Source organism: Desulfosporosinus nitroreducens, assembly GCF_023897015.1.
Classification (GTDB): domain Bacteria; phylum Bacillota; class Desulfitobacteriia; order Desulfitobacteriales; family Desulfitobacteriaceae; genus Desulfosporosinus; species Desulfosporosinus nitroreducens.
Genome location: NZ_JAMHFY010000037.1, coordinates 18264 through 37654 on the forward strand (window position 1 = coordinate 18264; position 19391 = coordinate 37654).

19 protein-coding genes and 1 pseudogene are annotated in these 19391 nt (G+C 41.0%); 1 reads left to right on the forward strand and 19 read right to left on the reverse strand.

Annotated features, from left to right (window positions below; translation table 11 throughout):
* Positions 1–15 precede the first annotated feature (15 nt).
* The 10 genes from M8E35_RS23975 to M8E35_RS24025 form a co-directional block, all read right to left on the reverse strand.
* The gene (locus tag M8E35_RS23975; RefSeq protein ID WP_252473414.1) at positions 16–1101 is read right to left on the reverse strand and encodes a Fe(3+) ABC transporter substrate-binding protein; all 1086 of its coding nucleotides are present in this window, start codon (positions 1099–1101) and stop codon (positions 16–18) included.
* A gap of 406 nt (positions 1102–1507) precedes the next feature.
* A complete protein-coding gene (locus M8E35_RS23980; RefSeq protein ID WP_252473416.1) occupies positions 1508–1657 on the reverse strand; it encodes a response regulator in 150 nt (49 codons plus the stop codon).
* 60 nt (positions 1658–1717) lie between these two features.
* Entirely contained in the window at positions 1718–1834 is a 117-nt protein-coding gene (locus M8E35_RS23985; protein ID WP_252473418.1) for a DsrE/DsrF/DrsH-like family protein, read from the reverse strand.
* 15 nt (positions 1835–1849) lie between these two features.
* Positions 1850–2014 (reverse strand): hypothetical protein, encoded by a 165-nt coding sequence (locus M8E35_RS23990; RefSeq protein WP_252473430.1) that lies wholly within the window; start codon positions 2012–2014, stop codon positions 1850–1852.
* Positions 2015–2118: 104 nt separating this feature from the next.
* Positions 2119–2259 carry a hypothetical protein gene (locus M8E35_RS24000; RefSeq protein WP_366946781.1) on the reverse strand — a complete coding sequence of 47 codons (141 nt, stop codon included), beginning with the start codon at positions 2257–2259 and terminating at the stop codon, positions 2119–2121.
* Between the two features lie 191 nt (positions 2260–2450).
* The gene (gene pylSn / locus M8E35_RS24005; RefSeq protein WP_252473432.1) at positions 2451–2777 is read right to left on the reverse strand and encodes a pyrrolysine--tRNA(Pyl) ligase small subunit; all 327 of its coding nucleotides are present in this window, start codon (positions 2775–2777) and stop codon (positions 2451–2453) included.
* Positions 2778–2837: 60 nt separating this feature from the next.
* Complete coding sequence (gene pylD / locus M8E35_RS24010; protein ID WP_252473460.1) at positions 2838–3617, reverse strand: 3-methylornithyl-N6-L-lysine dehydrogenase PylD; 780 nt, start codon at positions 3615–3617, stop codon at positions 2838–2840.
* The gene (pylC, locus tag M8E35_RS24015) at positions 3520–4848 is read right to left on the reverse strand and encodes a 3-methylornithine--L-lysine ligase PylC (protein ID WP_252473434.1); all 1329 of its coding nucleotides are present in this window, start codon (positions 4846–4848) and stop codon (positions 3520–3522) included. Before pylC ends, pylD begins: the two co-directional genes overlap by 98 nt.
* The gene (pylB, locus tag M8E35_RS24020) at positions 4848–5939 is read right to left on the reverse strand and encodes a methylornithine synthase PylB (RefSeq protein WP_252473436.1); all 1092 of its coding nucleotides are present in this window, start codon (positions 5937–5939) and stop codon (positions 4848–4850) included. The genes pylC and pylB overlap by 1 nt, the downstream gene beginning before the upstream one ends.
* A 203-nt stretch (positions 5940–6142) precedes the next feature.
* Positions 6143–6940 carry a methyltetrahydrofolate cobalamin methyltransferase gene (locus tag M8E35_RS24025; protein ID WP_252473438.1) on the reverse strand — a complete coding sequence of 266 codons (798 nt, stop codon included), beginning with the start codon at positions 6938–6940 and terminating at the stop codon, positions 6143–6145.
* Between the two features lie 509 nt (positions 6941–7449).
* Between M8E35_RS24025 and M8E35_RS24030 the strand changes: the two genes are divergently transcribed.
* A complete protein-coding gene (locus tag M8E35_RS24030; protein ID WP_252473440.1) occupies positions 7450–8922 on the forward strand; it encodes a sigma-54 interaction domain-containing protein in 1473 nt (490 codons plus the stop codon).
* Between the two features lie 3 nt (positions 8923–8925).
* On the opposite strand, the gene eutH is transcribed toward M8E35_RS24030, so the two are convergent.
* From eutH to M8E35_RS24075, 9 genes and pseudogenes are all read right to left on the reverse strand, one after another.
* A complete protein-coding gene (eutH, locus tag M8E35_RS24035) occupies positions 8926–10167 on the reverse strand; it encodes an ethanolamine utilization protein EutH (RefSeq protein ID WP_252473442.1) in 1242 nt (413 codons plus the stop codon).
* Positions 10168–10369: 202 nt separating this feature from the next.
* Positions 10370–11842 (reverse strand): annotated as a pseudogene (gene mttB / locus M8E35_RS24040) ([trimethylamine--corrinoid protein] Co-methyltransferase).
* A gap of 57 nt (positions 11843–11899) precedes the next feature.
* Entirely contained in the window at positions 11900–12535 is a 636-nt protein-coding gene (locus M8E35_RS24045) for a cobalamin B12-binding domain-containing protein (protein WP_252473444.1), read from the reverse strand.
* A 377-nt stretch (positions 12536–12912) separates the two neighbouring features.
* Entirely contained in the window at positions 12913–13752 is an 840-nt protein-coding gene (gene pylSc / locus M8E35_RS24050) for a pyrrolysine--tRNA(Pyl) ligase large subunit (protein WP_252473446.1), read from the reverse strand.
* A gap of 1028 nt (positions 13753–14780) precedes the next feature.
* Positions 14781–15290: a transposase gene (locus M8E35_RS24055; RefSeq protein WP_252473448.1), complete on the reverse strand. Its 510-nt coding sequence runs from the start codon at positions 15288–15290 to the stop codon at positions 14781–14783.
* A complete protein-coding gene (locus tag M8E35_RS24060; RefSeq protein ID WP_252473450.1) occupies positions 15287–15832 on the reverse strand; it encodes an IS110 family transposase in 546 nt (181 codons plus the stop codon). The genes M8E35_RS24055 and M8E35_RS24060 overlap by 4 nt, the downstream gene beginning before the upstream one ends.
* A gap of 873 nt (positions 15833–16705) precedes the next feature.
* Entirely contained in the window at positions 16706–17188 is a 483-nt protein-coding gene (locus tag M8E35_RS24065; RefSeq protein WP_252473452.1) for a DUF2247 family protein, read from the reverse strand.
* Between the two features lie 353 nt (positions 17189–17541).
* A complete protein-coding gene (locus tag M8E35_RS24070) occupies positions 17542–18060 on the reverse strand; it encodes a hypothetical protein (protein WP_252473454.1) in 519 nt (172 codons plus the stop codon).
* A 2-nt stretch (positions 18061–18062) separates the two neighbouring features.
* On the reverse strand, positions 18063–19391 hold a 1329-nt coding region (locus tag M8E35_RS24075), incomplete at its 5' end, for an RHS repeat-associated core domain-containing protein (RefSeq protein WP_252473455.1).

Here is a 19391-nt window from a genome sequence, read left to right on the forward strand (position 1 = left end):
CGTTGACTCAAAGAATTACTTCCAACCCACTTGACTAAAGATCTGTACAGCGTTCTTATTATTCTCGCCTAGTTTCGTGAGATTGATAGTCTGTGGTTTAAAAGTTCCCCAGGACTTCAAAAGGTCTGAAGGCTCAACAGCAGGGTTAGCCGGGTATTCGAAGTTTGCTTCGGAAAATTGCTTCTGGGCCTTTTCGCTAGAAAGGAATTCAACCAATTTGATCGCATTTTCTTTATTCTTTGCGGATGCAGTTACACCAGCTCCACTTACATTAATGTGAGTACCGGTTGTGGTTTGATTTGGGAAGAAGACCCCGAGTTGTTTAGCGACCTTGACTTCTTCAGAATCCGAAGAATTTAGGAGGAGGCCATAATAATACGTGTTCATGATGGCGACATCTCCTTCGCCAGCAACCACAGCCTTTGCTTGATCCCGATCCGATCCTTTGGGAGTACGAGCCATATTGTCAACAATTCCTTTAGCCCATGCTTTCGCCTTTTCTTCCCCGTTCACAGCGATAAATGAAGCGAGTAAGGATTGGTTGTAAATACTGTCTGAACCACGGACAAGAATTTTCTTATTCCATTTAGGATCCGTCAGATCTTCGTACGTTGATAATTGGGATGGGTCTACCCGATCCTTGGCATAAACCAAGACCCTCGCCCGAACCGTTAAACCATACCATTGATTGTCCTTATCTTTTAGATTCTCAGGAACGTTTTTAGATAAGGTATCCGATTCTGCAGATTGTAATAACCCTTGTTCTTTTGCCCTATGAAGTCTTCCGACGTCTGCTGTCACGAGAAGATCCGCTTGAGAATCTTTCCCTTCCCGAGCAAGACGCTCAATCAATTCATCGGATTTCCCTTCGATGACATTGACCTTGACCCCAGTTTCCTTAGAGAACTCCTCTAAGAGCAGCTTATCCGTCTCATAATGTCGGTCAGAATAAATATTGACAACTTGACTTGTTTTTTCCCCTTGCGGTGAACTGGATTTCGTTTGAACTGATGTAGTCGATGAAGTTGCTGAACAACCCGTAAGTACTGCTCCGGCTAAAGTAAGTACAGCAAGCATTCCTGCAAAGCGACGTTTTTTCATAATGTGTTTCTCCTCCCAAAGTTGTGACTATTTCATAATCCTAAAACTTTCAATATCTTGCACGCGTTCAAGGTATTGAAAATCATTCTCAACTATGAGTATACGGATTTTAGATATTTTGTCAACAACTTTTTGGATAATGTGTGCTAAAAGAAGAGTAACCTAGATATTTTATTGATTGAAAGGGAACATAATTTCTCCTATATCTAATAATGGTTATCACTAGATAACCGAAGGACTTAAACTAACCTGAAAGCAAGATTTCGGTGCCGAAAGCCTATCTAGACCCAACTCTATGCCTACTGCCCCCAGCTTCCGAATGTTTAATGGCATTGTCCAACAAATTCTAAGAACCTGTTTTAATCGATAGATATTTGCCACACGGTAATAGTTTGCTCTGGGGTAATTACGCACAAGAACGGTGTTCCGCCAAGGCTCGATCTAAGGCGAGTTGCCCCTCCTCCGCTGTCTCCACATCATAGCCGGCTTTACTTAATGCCCGTTCCAAAACCCAGCGCATATTCGCTTCATCATCCGCGAATAGAATCCTCCGCATGTCCATCCTCCTCAAAAGTGCACGGCCATAAAAGCATTGTCTCGACTTCTTTGGAAGTTTTTAAATACATAAATTTACATTTGCTTCTTCAGCTTTACCTAAGTAATAGCTAATTCCAACAATCTTTACTCCATCGATAAGCTCTTTTTGTTTTAAACCCATTACATCCATGGACATAGTCCCATACTCTTCTTATGGTTCAGCAATAATGAGTTTTAGGATTTTAAGGTGTTGGTCCTCAACACTTTTTATACGGAGGCCCGCTTTATCAATATTTTCTATAGTTCGCCGATTAATATGAGGACCCATCATCCGAACAGTCAGTGGGTCTAATATATCCATGATCTTTCCAAACACTAGATTATCACTCCGAACGTGTTCCAGGAGAACGCATAAAAATCAAAGGAATGAGTCTGATCATATATGTAACGCCCGCCATTACCAGAATATAGAGATAGACATTACCGCTCATCGGCAACCTCCTTCACAGGAAACAGGAGAGCTGCAATTCCTGCTATCAATATCGTTAAAATAATAATTTTGAATCCTTGGGAGATTTGACTGAGGATGGGCAGTTGGGCAAATAACAAACTCAGCAGCATGGATGGACTTCCTAAGTCGTCTTTAGAAAGGAATGAGCGGCCTGTTGAATCGTACACGTATACGATTCAACAGGCCGCTCGCCAACACATCAGAAGTTCGGCTTGAACATCTTACCGCAGAAAGGGCTCTTCTCACAACCCCTATTAACACAAAAATTAAACTTATGTGAACTGAGCGGATTAATTTTTTTTTATAGATGTGCTCCATAATGTTGGTTCATCACCGTCGATGAATACTTCTGAAGCTTCCATTCCGGAACCTTACATATCGGGCAAACACCTGTAAACCATTTGTTCCTCATCCATCGAGCAGCCCGGCCATGTCTCGAATTATAGATACTAAAACGTCGATTACAGTGGGTTACAATCTCCGCCATATCCCCTCTTCGAGTCAAAGACTTGATCCCATGCAATTTGCCACTACGGGAGGGCCATAGTTTAATTTTTTCTACTAAATTACAGAAATCTACATTTTTACGATAATACCTTCTCTTTTCTTTAAGGGCCGCTTGGGACATTTGATTCCCACCTCCTTAAAATATATCTCTATATGCAATTCGACAAGTTTCTTTTAACAGCTATTTGTTTAAAAGTTCATAAAGCATAGTCGCTACTCCCAATTGGAGTGGATCATGAACCAAACGAGATGAGATTTGATCTAAAGCATCAGAATGGACACCTAAGGGTACTCCTGGGGCTGCAATAAAACTATCAGAATAAAGATGGTCCTGGGTTATAAACCCTGCTTCGGGGCAGGCATCCACGATTGCTCGATGATTTTTTATAGCCGAATCAAAATCCTTCTCAAGGTGAACATATTGTCCGCTCTGACTAAAAATGTCTTGGGCTAGTTTTTCCCTTACTTTTGAGTCCTTATCATAAACGGCGATTTTTCCTCCGAAGTTGAGAACAGAAAAGGCTGCAGAGCGTCCCACCGGACCCGCGCCCAGTATCAGCACACACCGGTCCTTAAGCCCTCCTGTCATATAATCGAGAGCTGCTACATATCCCTTCCCAGTTGCCTCACTATTATCTGAGCAGTACCCTGTTTTCAGGTGTGCTGCGATAAAACGGTCATCGTCAGCCATAAAGACGATTTCCGCCTTACGCTCCATGGCTTCTGCAAACCCTTTAGCATCTGGGGAGGAAGGAACAAAGGTACTCACTCCAAGGAAACTTAATATTCCTGCAACAGTTTCAGAAAACCCGCCGATCACTCCCTGTCCGCAGGTCATGGGTAACACAGCAATAGGCCCTGGATCAGGAACGTCTGTATAGTGCATGCCAATAGCATGCGCAGCGATTTCGGAAAGTGTATGACCGGTCTTTCTCACTAACTCTTCGTTGTACTCTTCCATTTGTTGTGCTATCAAATCGATATCGTTTTCCTCTAAACGAGTCATAGCAATTCAGCTCCTTATTCAAGCTCGAAGGATAGGGATCTATCACTATAGGGATTTTTAATTCCTCCTGAATCCTCTGAAGGACTTTTTCTCTTTTTTTCCAAGCATCTTTGAAGTCCGAACTTCGAGTGATTAAGGTCAATACCCACTCCTTCTTTTCGGGAGTATAGTCAGTCAAAACCTCATCGGTTCCTAAGAAATCAGTTAATAAACTTAACGGGCCGACTTGGGACAGGATGTGTTCACCGGAAGCCTCAATTTTCTCTGAAGTCACTAGAAAATGCTCATAAATGACATATTGATCGTTCTGTACAGCCTGCTTAGGAAGGGAGGAGTATAGACTTCCCTGTACACAGGTATTACCCAAGCACTCGACCATATTAATTCCGGACGAATGATAGACTGCCGTTGGAGTCTGGCTTGGTAACCGAGCATCAATCTCTAAGACTTTAAGCCTTCCATTATGGAGAATCGTCTCCACATCCATGATCCCGTTTAGCGTAATCTCACGAGCTATTTTAAGAGCAAGCTCTTCAAATTCCTTGATTAGTGAGTATTTAAGCTCCGCCGGGGCAAGAACCCGCTTACAATCATACTGCTCATCCATTTCTAATTCTGAAATCTGAAATACCCGGTATTCTCCAGCAAATCCAACAACTTCGATCGAATAGGAGGGCCCCTCTAGATACTCTTCAATGATCCACTCTTCATCCGGGTTATTAGTTTGGATCGTTTCTAACTCTTGTTTCGTATAAATTACTTGAACCCCTTCACTTCCACTCCGACTCGAAGGTTTTAGAAGAATCGGAAAGTCACAGTCCGGCCATGGGAGGGGAGACGGAACGTCTATATCATGAAATAATCGGTTAGAAATACGTTTTGAGGAAGAAATGGAATAAGCAGCGCGGTCAAAAGCTAATGGGATTGAGGTCATTTCTGAAATTCCCTGTAGAGCCCTTAGCACCTCTATATCCTCAATCGCTGGTAGAATCAAATCGATTCCTCTAAGGCAAGCAATGAATTCTTGCGAACATGTAAGAATATCCATACAGTAGAATCTATCAGCCAAACGTGACGCTTGAGCAAGTGGTCTACGATCAAATAGAACGACTTCCCAACCCGCCTTCTTTGCCAAATAAGTGGCTTCAACCCCTTGTAACTTCCCTCCGATAATCGCTACCCGCATTAAATTACTCCTTTCTCGGGGGAAGTGATGTGTGCTTTTCGGAAGTTCACCCAGGCTTGATATTCTCTAGATGTTGCAGCTTCTACCCTGTTGGCCTTCAGAATAGGGAGCACCTGCTTAATCGACCGGTTTCCATCATCGATATCCAGAGTACTCTGAGATACTCCGGCCATACCCGCTGAAGGTGGAATGATTGATGTGATGACGTTTGCTCCGGAATTCAGCCGTTGTTCTAACCCCTTTAAACCATCCACATCTAGAGACGCAGGAATCAAGCGATCGGGCATGACCAAACGCATGATAGCAATGATCAACAACTCACGAAAGTGAGAATTGGTTTTCCAATTTGCTAGGGGTGTATTTTCCTGAGGAACAAAGCTCATGACCCGAACTTGGTCCGCTCCGATTCTTGTCATTGTCAGAATAGAATCTGCGATATCTTCATTGGTATCACCGACTCCGGCCAACAATCCTTCTTCAATTAAGTATCCCATTTCTTTAGCCAGGATCTTCCGATTCATCCGTTCCTCATAACTCTGCTCGATGCGTAATCGATTATAAAGCGTCTTATTGTGAGTTTCTTGGTAACATGCATACCAGTCGGCACCGGCTTCTTTGAATTTCCAAAGAACTTCCGGAGAAACGACCCCAGGTGAAATCATAATCGGCGTTTTCGTGTCTCTTTTTAGATCTTTAACTATTTTCAAAAGATCATTGAATCCATGGATTGAATGATGATACAGGGGATCCTCACCCATTGTCAGGTCTAAAAGGTGCACCCCAGAATCAACCAAACAGTGAGCAGTCGACACGATTTCTTTACGATTTTTTCTATAACGAGGATAGTTTCGATTGGATTTTCTGTAGAGACAAAAGGTACAATCGTTCCGACAGTATGTAGAAAAATATACAAAGCCATAAAGAAATACTTTGTTCTCAAAATACCGTTCACGGAGCTCCCTCGCAACTTGCGAAACTTTACCTAATTCATTTTCCGAGGTTATATCTAGTAATCTCAAGATTTCCTCACGGCTAAGCGGAGATTCTTGTCTCGCCTTGACGAGAATCCCGTCTATTTTAAAATCCTGCATTATAGCTGCCTCCTTGCTTCGTCTGATTGATTATGATCATTATGTTTATGTTTTGTCTCATTTACTTTCGAGATATTGGAGATGACTCTTTGTTTAGTTTTAATATGAACTAACAAAGGAACGTTGATCGTTCCTTTGTTAGTTTTTTAGTGTTTTACTTATCTCAGTCTTTTGGACTTGAGATACTAACTATATTTGTCTTTTTAGAACTCAAATAATAGTGAACGGTAGGCGTTAAGGTAGTTCATGCAGAAATTGTCACGTCCAAATAAGGTTTCCGCCGTGACGAGGCCTGCCATCATTCTTTTATCTAATGGATTGATAATTAAACCATCTAGACCTTTAGCAATGGCCATAATTGCAAAGGCTTGATTGATAAATTTACGGTTAGGTAATCCATAGGAAATGTTTGACAATCCGCACATGGTGTGGACTCCCTTGAATTGCTTGGAAATGGCCTCAATGGCATTGAGAAATTCTATTCCAAAATCTTTATTTGTCGCGACAGGTTGCACCAGAGGATCGACATAAATATTATCTATCGGGATATTGTTTTGTACTAATCCATTGATGAGTCGATCAGCAATTTTCAGTCGTTGGTCAGTCGTCTCGGGCATACCTTCATCACTCATGCAAAGAGCAATGACCTTGAGATCAGTTCCAGCAACTACAGGAACTAAGGAATCAAAACGGCTCTTTTCCAAAGATATGGAGTTAATCATGGCTGTGCCTTTATGTACAGATAGTGCCGCAAGAATCGCATTTGGATCCGGACTATCGATGCAACAAGGTGCGTCCGTAGCCTCTTGAACAGTCTTTACTAGCCACTGGAGGTAATCCGCTTCTTTCCCCACGAAAATTCCGGCATTCACATCGATAAAATTGGCACCTGCTTCGCGTTGGTCAACTGCAACCTTTTTAACCGCCTCCGCATCTTGTGCCCGAATGGCTTCACCAATTGCCTTTCGACTCGCATTGATGAGTTCTCCTACAATTAACATCTCATTCGCCCCCTAAATAATATCCTCACCCTATCCCACTTCCCATATCTTCTACACATAGACTTTCTTCATTTTTGCTTTTTCAACTCGTGAAATCTTTAAACCAAATTTCGACTTAAGTATTTTCCTCCTTTCCGTTTAATTACAATTTAACTGATAAAGTAATTAATTAAAATAATTTTAGGAATAGTCGAAATAGATTCAAAGTTGTCGAAATATTTTGTCTTGATTGAATGTATTAATCAATATATAATTTAAAGCAAGTTTCATGCCAATTTATATGAAGACATTAAAAACTAGACAGTAGAAGGGTTTCGATGTTTATTTAATATGAACCAAACAAAATTGATCCATATCTGTAAACGTTTGTTTACAATTGGTTGATACTTACTCTATATAAATGTAATATAATTTTTCTATGAAAAAAATAATTACAGTTCAGATCTATCAAACTCTGCCTCTACGGGAAAAGCGACCATTTAAAAAGCTTGATTTTGGAGGATTTTTTAGTGGATAAGAAAGTTTATTTCAAAATCGAAGAACTTCAAAAGGAAAATGAAAACTTAAAGAAAGAGAATGAATTGCTTAGAACCGTTATTGATAGTGTTCATGAATCTGTATATGTAGTTAATGAAATAGATGAAATCATTTTGTATAATACCGAATCAGAAAAAATGGAAGGTCTTGATAGGAAAGATATTTTGGGAAAAAAGGAAGAGGATGTATTTGCACAGCCTTACTACTTTTCAGAGGAAGTAACCAAAAAAATACTAAAAACAGGGAAACCCCTAATTGAACAGCCCTATTGGTATAACTTGAATTGTGGAAGAAAAACTAATATGATTTTTAGTGCATATCCTTTTTATTACAAAGGTCAAATCATAGCAGTTTACGTTATCTTTCGCAATATGAATCAGATGAGTGATTTTATAGCCATAACTTTAGAGATGCATAAAAAGTTTATTAAACAAGAAACTAATCATCATGATGGAGCTATGTTTCTTCTCGACGATATAATAGGAATAACCAGCAAGATGAAGAAGATTACGACAGAAGCACGAAGAATTGCCTTTCGTAAATCCCCGGTATTAATCGTAGGGGAAACTGGAACAGGCAAAGAACTATTTGCTCAGGGGATTCATAATGCTAGTTTATATTCGAAAGGTCCGTTTATTCCTGTGAATTGTGCGGCTATTCCAGATACACTTTTGGAAAGCCTTCTCTTCGGAACCGTAAAAGGTGCTTTTACTGGTGCTATAGATACGCCCGGCCTATTTGAACAAGCCGAAGATGGAACTATTTTCTTAGATGAAATTAATTCGATGTCCTTTTCCCTGCAGGCAAAACTACTAAGAGTACTACAGGATAAATCAGTACGGAGACTTGGAAGCAAAGTTCAAATACCACTAAATTGCAGAGTCATAAGTGCTACAAATATGGATCCTATTGAGGCAGTTAAAAAACAAGTCATTCGCTCTGACTTATACTTCCGTTTAGCTACCATTACCCTAAATATTCCTCCCCTGAGGGAAAGAAAAGAAGACATTGAAGTTTTGGCTAGGCATTTTATAAGAAAATGTAATACTGAATTTGGGCTATTTATTAATGATATTTCAGAGGAATTAATCAATTTTTTTGAACGATATGATTGGCCAGGCAATGTTCGAGAATTAGAAAACTTTATTGAAGGTGCTATGAACTTTGTTCTAAATAAAGATAAGATACTAAAACTACACCATTTACCTGAATATTTTGGAGAAAGACTTTTTCTTCTTAAAGATACTCAAAACCATAAAGACTCTCAAAGCACAGTAATTGATAATAGGACACTTCAGAGTGCTTTGTTGGAAACTGAAAAAAGTATAATTGAAAGCACCCTAATGCGAAATAAAGGGAATATCAGTAGATCAGCCCAAGTATTGGGTATTTCTAGGCAAAATTTACATTATAAACTTAAAGCATTGGGAATTACTAATAAATAATAATTATAGTCCTTCACAGTATTCCTTTCCATTTTCCTTATTGGTCTTCCTTTCATGTTCTTCGGCAATTCTGATGGCTTGGGGAACCGATAACTTATCTGCTATGAAAATACCCATAATACCTCCACATAATTGTCCGATGAATACAGGGACAATCAAGGTTGGTTGGAAATTTGCAGTGAAGGACAAATAATCTCCCAAAAGGTAACCAGCACAAACGCTGTAGGCGATGCACTTAACCTTGTCCTTAGGAGGCATATCTTTAACCGTGGCAAACATAGCCAAGACATTGGCTGAAGCTGCTACGAGCCCAGCACTACCAGCATAAGTCAACCCTAATTTTGTCCCGATTTTTGTTAAGGGTTTCTGCAAATACTTTTTCAACAGATAGACCATGGGAAATGCTCCAGCCAACATAATTCCAATAATACCTGTGATTTCCAATGCCCTAAAGCGTTCTTCCTCATCCGCAATAAATGGATCAAAACCCCATCCGCCTAAAACTGTGGAAAATACCCCAGTAAAGTATTCAATGATCGCAAAAGCCACCACTAGTTTTAAGGCTGCCATGAGTATCTTTCCATAGATCATAAAGCCTTTAATCATCTTTTTAGGTATCAACTTTAGCCCCAGAGCAAATAAAACGCAGATGATTATTAAAGGAAGAAGATTAATAAAAATACTAACTAATCCGAAGGATAATACATAAGTAGCATCGGCATTGGTGGAAATAGCTTCTCGAACCGGAATATGGGAAAAGAAGAGGATCATACATGTTACAAAAACCCCAAAAGGAACTGCCAGCATTCCGGACATCATGCCCAAGGCTAAATATTGGTGATCTTCTTTTTCTAACATGGTTAAACCAATAGGAATATTATACAGAATTGTCGGGGCAGCCATAATGCCCACCACCATAGACATGATCCAAGCTTCAGGAGATTGAGCGAGGGCTTGGGCTAAGACGTATCCTCCTATATCGCTAGGGATAAAAGTCGTCGCTGCTATCGCCAAATCCGCACCTATAAAACTATAGATTGAACCAAAAACTTTCTCAATAAAGATCGTTAGATAGGGAATAGAGATCATAATTCCTGCTATAGGAAGAAAAATAGTTCCTATCGTTTCTATACCATTGATAAATGACTGTCCTAATTCAGAATCCTCTTTAACAGCTGACGCAACAGCTCCCGCTAAACAACAGGCCATAATAATAGAAATCATCAATTTACCGAATATAACCATTAATTATCTCCTCCTGACAAGAGTTTTTGAACCGTTTGACCACAGAAGATGAAAACGGAGGAAATGCACCTACATCTCCTCCGTTTTTCTACCAGTGTCTTGGTCACTAAATAAGATGGCACCTACCACTAATCTAGTAGTCAAATCACTGTTTATCTTTCGAGAATGCCTCACATTGGGTTTTATGAGGTTTTAATAAAGGTTATTTTTCTACTTCTTCGATGATATTTCTGAGTTTTTGTTGTACTTCCTTATCTAGCGGTTCGGGTTTGTATTCGTTAAGAATTTCCCGTGCCCTTTCTGAAGCACGCTCAGCAGCATCTTTGCCCCCGGTATCCGCTTCCCAAATCAGGCGCATTTTGCGGTCAAAGAGTGATGCCCTAGACTGTTCTTGCTTCACAAAGTCCATGGTATGCTTTTCTAACAAATAGTGTTTACCACTACCTCCGCCTACCCGCTTAATTAGGTCAACAGCCAAGGTTTCATCGTTAATTTCCACACCACGAATCACTCGTTTTACCATCTGTGCTATTTCGTTATCGATAAGTAGTTGGGCATAGCTGAAGGTTACCCCTAACTCCAGCATTCCCATCCCATAAATCAGGTTAACCCCTGACAAGGCTGGCAACAAAGCCGTCATTGTTTTTTCATATCCTGCCTGAGCATCGGATAATTTGCTATCTGCCTACGTCCCTGCTGTAAAGCTCGGCAGTAAGTAGAACTGAGCCAGAGCCGCCACACCCGCACTACACATCCCAAGCTCCGGCGAACCCACTGGAGCAGTAGCATATTGCAGGTCAAATGTCGTAGTGGAACTGCCGTACATCACAGGTGCACCCTTGGCAGCAAGCTGAGATAAGGTAATCCCTGCGAGAACTTCCGCATTGTGCACAACAAGTGTTCCAGCAATGGTTACCGGTGTGGTAGCCCCAGACATAGCCATTGACAATATATTGCAAGGTACACCCGCCCGGGCAAATTCCGTGATAATATCACAGCACTCTTTATGAAGCTGGAGTGGACTTTGTGGACAGGTTAGAGCCGATAAAAGCGGCCGCTTCCTGAGATTATCCCAACCATCGGCAATAATTGCACCCATTTCAAGATATTTTTTGGCATGATCGCCAGAGGTAAGGTCAATGTGCATAGCATGTTTACTAGTATTACTCAAAAAAGCTTCGGCTTCATGTAAATCAACCGATATTTTAGGACAGTCTCTGGCTGAAACTGCATGAGAATAAACGTCAACTCCATCCAGATAATCGGCAACTAAGGCAGTTCCAGCAACGTCCGCCTTGGTTGTTTTTCTCAAAGCACCTGTTACAGGGTCGATAATGTTTACTCCAGCACCAAAGGTGGTAAAACTTACCCGGCTGCCCTCTAATACACAATCGTTCTTTGGATTACGACCGGCAAGGGTAATAGTACTCGGAGCAGACCTAATCGCATCTTCTACAAGGTGCGCAGGAATACGTACAACAGATTCAGTTCGATCTACCATAGCTCCAGCATCTTGGAAAAGATCTAGGGCCTCTTTAGAACTGATATGAACCCCTTCCTGCCAAAGGACTTCCAGAGTTGAATAATGAATTTGTCTTAATTCATCATCTGTAAACATGTTCAGACTGAAACCATGCTTTTGAGGATTATTAGACCGAGGATTTCTTATGGTCACCTTTCATTCCACCTTTCTAAGATTATATGTTTTATGCCAAGCCCTGAATTGGATAGGTTACTTAGCAAGTAAACTTTTTGCGAGGTCACAAGCGGTAGCAGCATCAGGTGCAAAACCGTCGGCACCAATTTCATCAGAATATTCCTGAGAGATCGGAGCTCCCCCTATAATAATGCGTACCTTATCCCTTAGGCCATCTTCTACAAATAATTCTACAGTGTCTTTCATCGCTACCATAGTAGTAGTAAGCAGTGCAGACATAGCGATCATATCAGCTTTGTGTTCCTTTGCAGCTTCTAAAAACTGTTCTGGTGAAATATCAACACCTAAATTAATGACCGTAAAGCCTGCGCCCTCCATCATCATAGCTAACAGGTTCTTTCCGATATCATGAAGGTCACCTTTTACTGTACCAACCAGCACTTTACCTATTGAGGGGATATCCGTTTCAGACATGAGTGGTTTAACCAAATTAATACCTGCTGACATCGATCTAGCTGCCATGAGTACTTCAGGAACAAACATTTCTCCTCTTTTAAACCGTGCTCCAACTATGTCCATACCTGCAATCAGACCCTGATTAATAATTTCCAAAAGATCAGTCCCGCTATCAATCAAGGATTTAGTTATAGATACTACCTGATTATCATTACCACTTAATACCGCTTTTGACAACTCTTCAAAGTTCGCCATAATATTACCTCCTTGTCTTTACTTTTGCTCTATAAATTCTGACTTATTATTAGAAGATGCTTGTATTCCTCCTTTTTCTTTCACTTTGTATACACTAATATAAATATGCAAGTTCAATGCCAACCTTATGAAAATTCAGAAAATCCAGACAGCAGAAGGGCTTTACAAGTTGAGTTTCTTTTAATAAAATAACACCATCCGAACTGTAACCCTTTGTTGACAGTTCAGATGGTGTTCACTTCTAAAATAGGTGTAACTGAATTTTTCTATGAAAAAAACAATTACAAGTAAATCTAATATATAAAAAGAGCCATGACCCTCACTGATGGTTAGTCATGACTTAAATCATATGAAACTTACTCAGGATTTTATCATAGCTATTTTATATTCAGCCTAACTCCATCCAGATAGGTTAAGCTCCTGGCCATACTCTGAACATTCTGTTTACCTTCTCGAATCATAAGAAGCCTTTCCAATCCAAAACCTATGCCAACCCAAGGATCGAAAATTCCCCATTTCTCGTCCAAAAAATGAGGTCCCATAGCGCCTGATCCCAGCTCGAGCTCACCTTTCATCACATCCACAGTATCTCCGTAGACCACAGACGATTCGGTAAGAAGCCCATAACCTTCAATTCCTGCTGCCTCCATGACCCATTGAGCCATTTCTTCTAACCGTTGATATCGCTCTTCGAGCGGGGTGCCCAGTTCTGTCAGGTTAAGCATTGTAAATTCATTCAGATGTTGCGAGCCCTGTGATTCTTTTCGATAGCAGGTTCCGATTTCAAATATACGAATAGGTTTATCCCAAAGACGTATAAGGTCTCTCCACAGTGTATAAAGATTCGGAGCCAACATCGGTCGCAGGCATCGTTTAGCATCTAACCAAAAGACTTGTGAAAATAGCGGGTGATCGTCTGAAATCGTCATTTTTGCCAATGAAGTCTTTGAAATAATTGTCGGTGTAACGACCTGAACAAATCCCTTTTGGCATAATGCGATCGCCAATCGGTCTTCAAGCTCGAGTAAGGCAGGCCGATGCTTCTCATCACGTAATTTTTTAAGTTGTGATTTCCCATGCTTAACTAAGCTATGTTCAACATCTTGAAACGCGCGGTCGCGGTTTGATGTCTCAATAAAGTTCATATCTAGTTGTTCAGAGGATGCGTTAAGTTCTTTTAACCGTTGTAATTGAACCGTCGACCATGAAATACTCAAGAGATGAACTCCTCCTGTCAAAACACTTAGACATAAAAATGGCGAGGAGTACGGGAGTTTCACCCGTCTGCACGAATTTAGAGTCCGTGTGATCTATTCGATCTACCCCCCATGTGATTTTTAGACTACCATTAATTCCAATCTTATGCAAGCTTTTTTCCAATCTGTGCCTCTACCAGATCTTTACGCAACTTTACCGCGTTGCGTAAAAAACGTGCCGAATATCCTTTAGACTTTGCGCAGTATTAATGTGTAAGAGTACCAGGATGCAGCTTGCTAGCGCATACTGACCTCAATTCGGCAATGTCACATAACGTCCTGATTGTATGCGACGCACCCCAACCGCTTTCATATTGGTGAAGTGTCGTGAAAACTCTGTTGTGCTAAATCGTTTAACTGTAATTTATTAATACTATTTCCTTTTTCTCGATCTTCAACATTAGCAATTGGGGTGGCAAACAAGATTTTCGTAGCTAATTTAATGAAGAGTGTTGATTGGTGGATAGATATCATCAAGTTTTAAATATAACCTGGCCCACTAAATAGGTATTTTAGTGGGCTAGGTATGCCAGATTACTGACATCATTCCATACAGAAACGAGCTGTTAGAAATGTCCATCGATACAGGCGGTGACGAATGCCTGGTGGGTCCTGAGAGTTCAACTCAATACAATTTACTCAAACTGGTTGATGACGTGAGTGTGAGATGACAAAGGTTTCGTTAGTGTAAGAAGTTTGTACTAATGGAGATCTTAAGAGGAGACCTTGGTGCCCTTGCAATTGTTAGAAATGATTAAGGATAAGACTATGTCTTCACTTTATAACCCCCTTTCATGACTAAATGTTTCGGTAATTACACTGTAATATATATGCAATAATCATGCCAAGGCATAATGATAATGACTAATAATTAGAAAATGGCTGTTTCTAAGGTTTAATAAGCAATAACTTGTTTTAAAATATAGAAGAGAAAGTTACGCTATATTGTTGAAAAACTCCAACAAAGAGAAAAAAATGACTTTCTCTTATCAAAATAAAAGAAAGTTATTGAATATGAGGGTCCGGCAGCTTGAAACAGATACCATTGTTACGGCAAGAAAGTAAAATAATCCGTGCAGCTCACGGTTGCCCTGCTTGTTGCTCTCGTCCCTGCCTTTTCCGGCGGAACTAAAGCTTTTCGGGGCAATTCCGGCGAAGCAGGCTAGCTTATCAGCATTAGGAAAACGGCGTATGTCGCCTATTTCTGCAATCAGCTTGCTGGCGATTGCGTTACCGACACCGGGCATAGTGGTCAGCTTGTAATCAAAGGCTTCCAGCATTTTCTCAATTTCCGTATCAATTTGTGCCAGCTCAACTGCCTGATGCTCTAAATCCCTGACAAGGCTCTGGGTGATAAAGTCCCTTGATTCCTGATAGTCGCGGATGGTATTGCCATCATTTTGCACACATTCAAGAATCAATTCAGCCTTGCTTTTCAAAATGTTTAGGGAGATAGCCTTCAGTTCTCCCGCTAATTCTTCTGCTGATTTGTTTTTCAAGTGACCGGGTGACGGATAGGTTTTCCAAAAGTATAATGCCGTTTTCCGGTCGATTTCACAGAAGAATTTTTTGTAGCTTGGGTAAGTAGCCGATACCTGTCATGTAATGCGTTTTTAAGCCTTATACCATCTTTCACAAGGGTATCCCGGCGGTTAACAAGCTGGGACAGTGTCCAATGGTTATCCTCCGGCTTTGCGTCGGGCAGGGTATGCAGCTGGTTGATCAGCACCGTTGCCACGCAATAAGCGTCGTGCTCATCGTTTTTCTTCATCATGGGCGCGCTTTTGCGCTGGTCGTAGGCTAAGGATGGATTTACATCTTTCACCGTATAACCTTTTTCAATCAGCCATACGGCAAGGCTCCTGCCGTAGCCATAGGCGTTTTCCAAGCCATAAATCGGGGACAGTCCCAGTTTTACAGCCATCTTGTTTACTCGTTTTGCCAGCTTATTGAATTCGCTGGGCTTGTTTTCGATAACAATTACATCTAATTTCTCATTCCAGCAATTCACCATTACGGCGGTATGGGTTTCTTTATGCAAGTCCATACCGACATAGAGGTAGTTTTCTCTTTTCTGCGTATCATCCCTTCTTTTGTCCTGCCATCCACATAAAGCCCGAGTACCGGCAACCTCAGATGATAGCCTTCGTTCTCAGAACGGGCAAGGGCGCGACAGCCTATCTACCGCAAGACTTACAGTTTCAAACAGGTTATTTGCTTTGGTGTGTGATGTTAACTCTGTCTGAAAAGTATTGCAAGTCATTTCTGCGCTTATATCAAAACTGTCAACTGCAGAAAAGAAAAAGCGGGGGATTTTCGTACCCCCTTATACCCCCCTCTGGCGCAAATTTTACCACAGAACAAATTTCCTGTAAATCCATGGTTCACCATGAACCATGGGGTACAAGCCGATTTATATGTTCGTTACCGGCAGTCTACAGAAGCTGTGCGTTTCATGTATGCCCTCGTTATCCGGCACACAAATGTTTGATGCCAATGGCAAGTTTGCTAATATTGTTGTCTGGTACGTGAGCCACTGTGTGCCGCTGTGTCGCGTTTTGTTAACAGACTTAAGGTGTTTGCCCATTCAGCAAAAATAAAATCGGATTTGGCGGCTTTCTGCGAGACGTCCTGCACCCAAAAGCACAGACTCTAAATATGGCTTATTCCCTCAATAGCAGGGTGAACCATGGGGTCGAAAACCGTGCAGGTTAAAGGAGCGGGGTCGCAGAGCTTCCACGCTCCGGCTCACACCGCCCCGCAATGCGGGTCTGAGAGAAATTTCCTTCGGGGTCAGATTTCTTGCCTTGGGTCACAACCGGGGTTATGGTTTGCGAAAATCCGCATTTATCAAGGAACATGTCGGAGTCATTGCTGACCCTTATGTTTTTCCGAGGGTCAAGTTTTTGTATGTCTACGCCCAGCGGTTTCGCCGGTTTTCTAAATACCGCAGCAATCTGCCGAGTAGCCGTTCTGTCGTTGAATCTGATGAATTTGTCTCTGATTCTGATGTAGGCATGAAACTAATAAGATTTTTTACCTCATCAGGATAGTTTATTTCATCACATAAAATATCAACTACTTCAATTGGATTGCAATAATCATCCTTGTGTTCATATACCCAGTTTAATGAAACATATAAAAATTTCTCTCTCGAATCGGATGCATTGTCTGGGTTATGTGATGTTGCCAATTTATTGACAAGTTGATAAACATCATATGGAAGTTTTGCTTCACCCTGTAACATGAATGCCAATTCTAAAACTTCCTCTGGTACGTTCTCATTTTTTTGTACAGCTTCTAGGGCATGTTCAATTGCAGTTTGGTGTGCTAAAAAGTTATTTTCAATTGCAAAAAGTATATCATTCCAATTTAACGGCACTAAATTTGTTACCACGGCTGGTAACCACGTTCCCAGTCAAGTCGGTAGGTGACGGGCGGTGCATCCACATCATCGCGGACAAGGACACCTACGAGGTACTAGAGATCGTGGAGATAGTGGACGAGTGACAAATTAGGAAGAGTTGTCCTCAAAAATGGGCAACACTTCCTAATTTTTTTTGAACTTCGACAGCGCCCTCATTGACTTGCTCGCTACAAAATGCGGCTGAATTCACTGCAAAAGAAAATGGGTCCAGCTGACTTTTCGCTGGACCCTTATGCTACATCGGTTTGTTAGAATCGTTGTACCGTAAAACTTGCTGCAGAATTATCATATTCTGTAGTTAGTTTCGTCTACTTTCAAACGTTTCAGCTAAGCTTAGAAAGCAATTTTATCTCTTTTTTTGCTTTCAAGCGAATCTTCTGAGATACCCATTTGGCTATGCTTACTTTTACTAGTGAGTCTAACAATTTTCCCTTCATCTCATTAGTCATTTCTTCAAGCCATTTAAACGCTAATTCAGCCCAATATTGGGAACCTTGCTCAAGTCCAACTTTGACTATTTCGACAAATGGAAATGCTTCATTAACATCAATTTCGGATTCTACTGAGTCAAAAAACTCTTTAACCTCTTTGCGGACATCATTTATAGGTCGTTCCAATATTACCATTACATAAATAAACGCATCTTCATTATCTAGTAAGAATAATCCATTTTTTCCTTCAACTACCCACATCCCGTCATCTTTTAATCCCATAAGGCTACCATTGTTACATTTTACTATAGGTGCCCATTTTACTTTTTCATTTGATGGAACCAAGCTAGAAATTTTTAGTTTTTCAGATGTTGAACTTGAGGTAAACATTGATTTTATTTTATTTGTCATATTTATTTACCCCCATAATGAATAACTGGCAGACCATAGTTCTGCATAACACTTTGGAATTGTTCTCTAACTCCCGGTGTCCAGTTTTGCCAATAATGTCCACTAGCCTCATTTGTAATAATTTCCCCATTTGCTCCACGACTAAACATTCCACCAACTACACTTGATTCGTCCGCTCCAATTGTTTGTGCTAACTGCTGGTGTGGTGAACCAGTGAACATTCCTGATTTTGGAGCACCAGATACGAAAGTTTTCGTTTTCGGATCGAATACATACTCTATACTACCGTTTCTAGGATAATAGTTTTTGAGTGCACCTACTGATTCTGAAGCAGGATTTACCCCCAGTACTCCTGGTGCGGGACCCGAACCTTTCCAAGCATTACCCGCCCCCTTAATAGCTCCCTTTCCGATACCTCCTACTCCAAACGGCATTATCCCAAGCGCATACTGTTGAGTATTTCCATTTTCGTCCACATATGTTGGTGGAACAACTAATCCATATATAACCTTTTCGGCAAAGTTTAAGTCTTTGGGATTACTATTTACAATTCTCTCCACGATATCACAAAATGGTGGTTGTAAAGTCCCTATTGGGTGAGCTTGCATATCTTTTTGCATAGAATTTGCAAGCTCATTTAATTTTTTTAAATCAGCTTCACTCGTCCCCTGAGAAGATATATCCTTCCCACTACATTGAACCGTATTATAATTCGGCTTCTTCGCAGATGCTTGATCTGCATATGACTTAGAATCTGTCACTCTAACACTATTGCTGACGCTATTACTTATCGTCGGTCCAACCGATGAATTTTCTGGAACAACGTGGGGATTTTGAAAAGAACGCATAACTTCGGTAATCGTCATAGGCTTAATAACCGTAGGCTCAGGCCTAGAGTTCATTGGAGAGTATTGTAAAAACTGTTCCGCGAGCGTAGGCTTATATGAATATGCTTGAAAGGTGTCGGGATTTGGTATATGCCCGCTCGGATCAGAATACATCACCGGGTTATTAGCCGTATACACATACCGATTTAGACTCAGCGGGTTCATAATCTCTCCCAAATAACTGTCCCTAGTCTGAAACCTCCCCATGCTCGGGTCATAATACCTGGCCCTTAAGAACTGCAGGCCGGAATCAATATCATGAGCCTCACCGTTGTAGCCATAGGGGTTGTTGAATAGTCTAGTATTCGGGCTTAATTTCCCGCCAGGCATAGGAGTACCAAAGGGGTCATAACGGTATTTATCCCTTACATGCCCTGCTGAGTTAATCATCTGGGTTACGCTGTTATGCCCATCATAGAGGTAATAGAGGGGATCGTTGGGGAC

What these genes read in the sequence shown, in the direction of transcription:
- M8E35_RS24070 (WP_252473454.1), bottom strand. Translation starts at nt 18,060, where the DNA reads ATGACAAATAAAATAAAATCAATGTTTACCTCAAGTTCAACATCTGAA.
- M8E35_RS23980 (WP_252473416.1), bottom strand. Translation starts at nt 1,657, where the DNA reads ATGCGGAGGATTCTATTCGCGGATGATGAAGCGAATATGCGCTGGGTT.
- M8E35_RS24000 (WP_366946781.1), bottom strand. Translation starts at nt 2,259, where the DNA reads ATGCTGCTGAGTTTGTTATTTGCCCAACTGCCCATCCTCAGTCAAATC.
- pylC (WP_252473434.1), bottom strand. Translation starts at nt 4,848, where the DNA reads ATGCGGGTAGCGATTATCGGAGGGAAGTTACAAGGGGTTGAAGCCACT.
- pylB (WP_252473436.1), bottom strand. Translation starts at nt 5,939, where the DNA reads ATGCAGGATTTTAAAATAGACGGGATTCTCGTCAAGGCGAGACAAGAA.
- pylSn (WP_252473432.1), bottom strand. Translation starts at nt 2,777, where the DNA reads ATGTCCCAAGCGGCCCTTAAAGAAAAGAGAAGGTATTATCGTAAAAAT.
- M8E35_RS24045 (WP_252473444.1), bottom strand. Translation starts at nt 12,535, where the DNA reads ATGGCGAACTTTGAAGAGTTGTCAAAAGCGGTATTAAGTGGTAATGAT.
- pylD (WP_252473460.1), bottom strand. Translation starts at nt 3,617, where the DNA reads ATGGAAGAGTACAACGAAGAGTTAGTGAGAAAGACCGGTCATACACTT.
- M8E35_RS23975 (WP_252473414.1), bottom strand. Translation starts at nt 1,101, where the DNA reads ATGAAAAAACGTCGCTTTGCAGGAATGCTTGCTGTACTTACTTTAGCC.
- eutH (WP_252473442.1), bottom strand. Translation starts at nt 10,167, where the DNA reads ATGGTTATATTCGGTAAATTGATGATTTCTATTATTATGGCCTGTTGT.
- M8E35_RS23985 (WP_252473418.1), bottom strand. Translation starts at nt 1,834, where the DNA reads ATGTCCATGGATGTAATGGGTTTAAAACAAAAAGAGCTTATCGATGGA.
- M8E35_RS24025 (WP_252473438.1), bottom strand. Translation starts at nt 6,940, where the DNA reads ATGTTAATTGTAGGAGAACTCATCAATGCGAGTCGAAAGGCAATTGGT.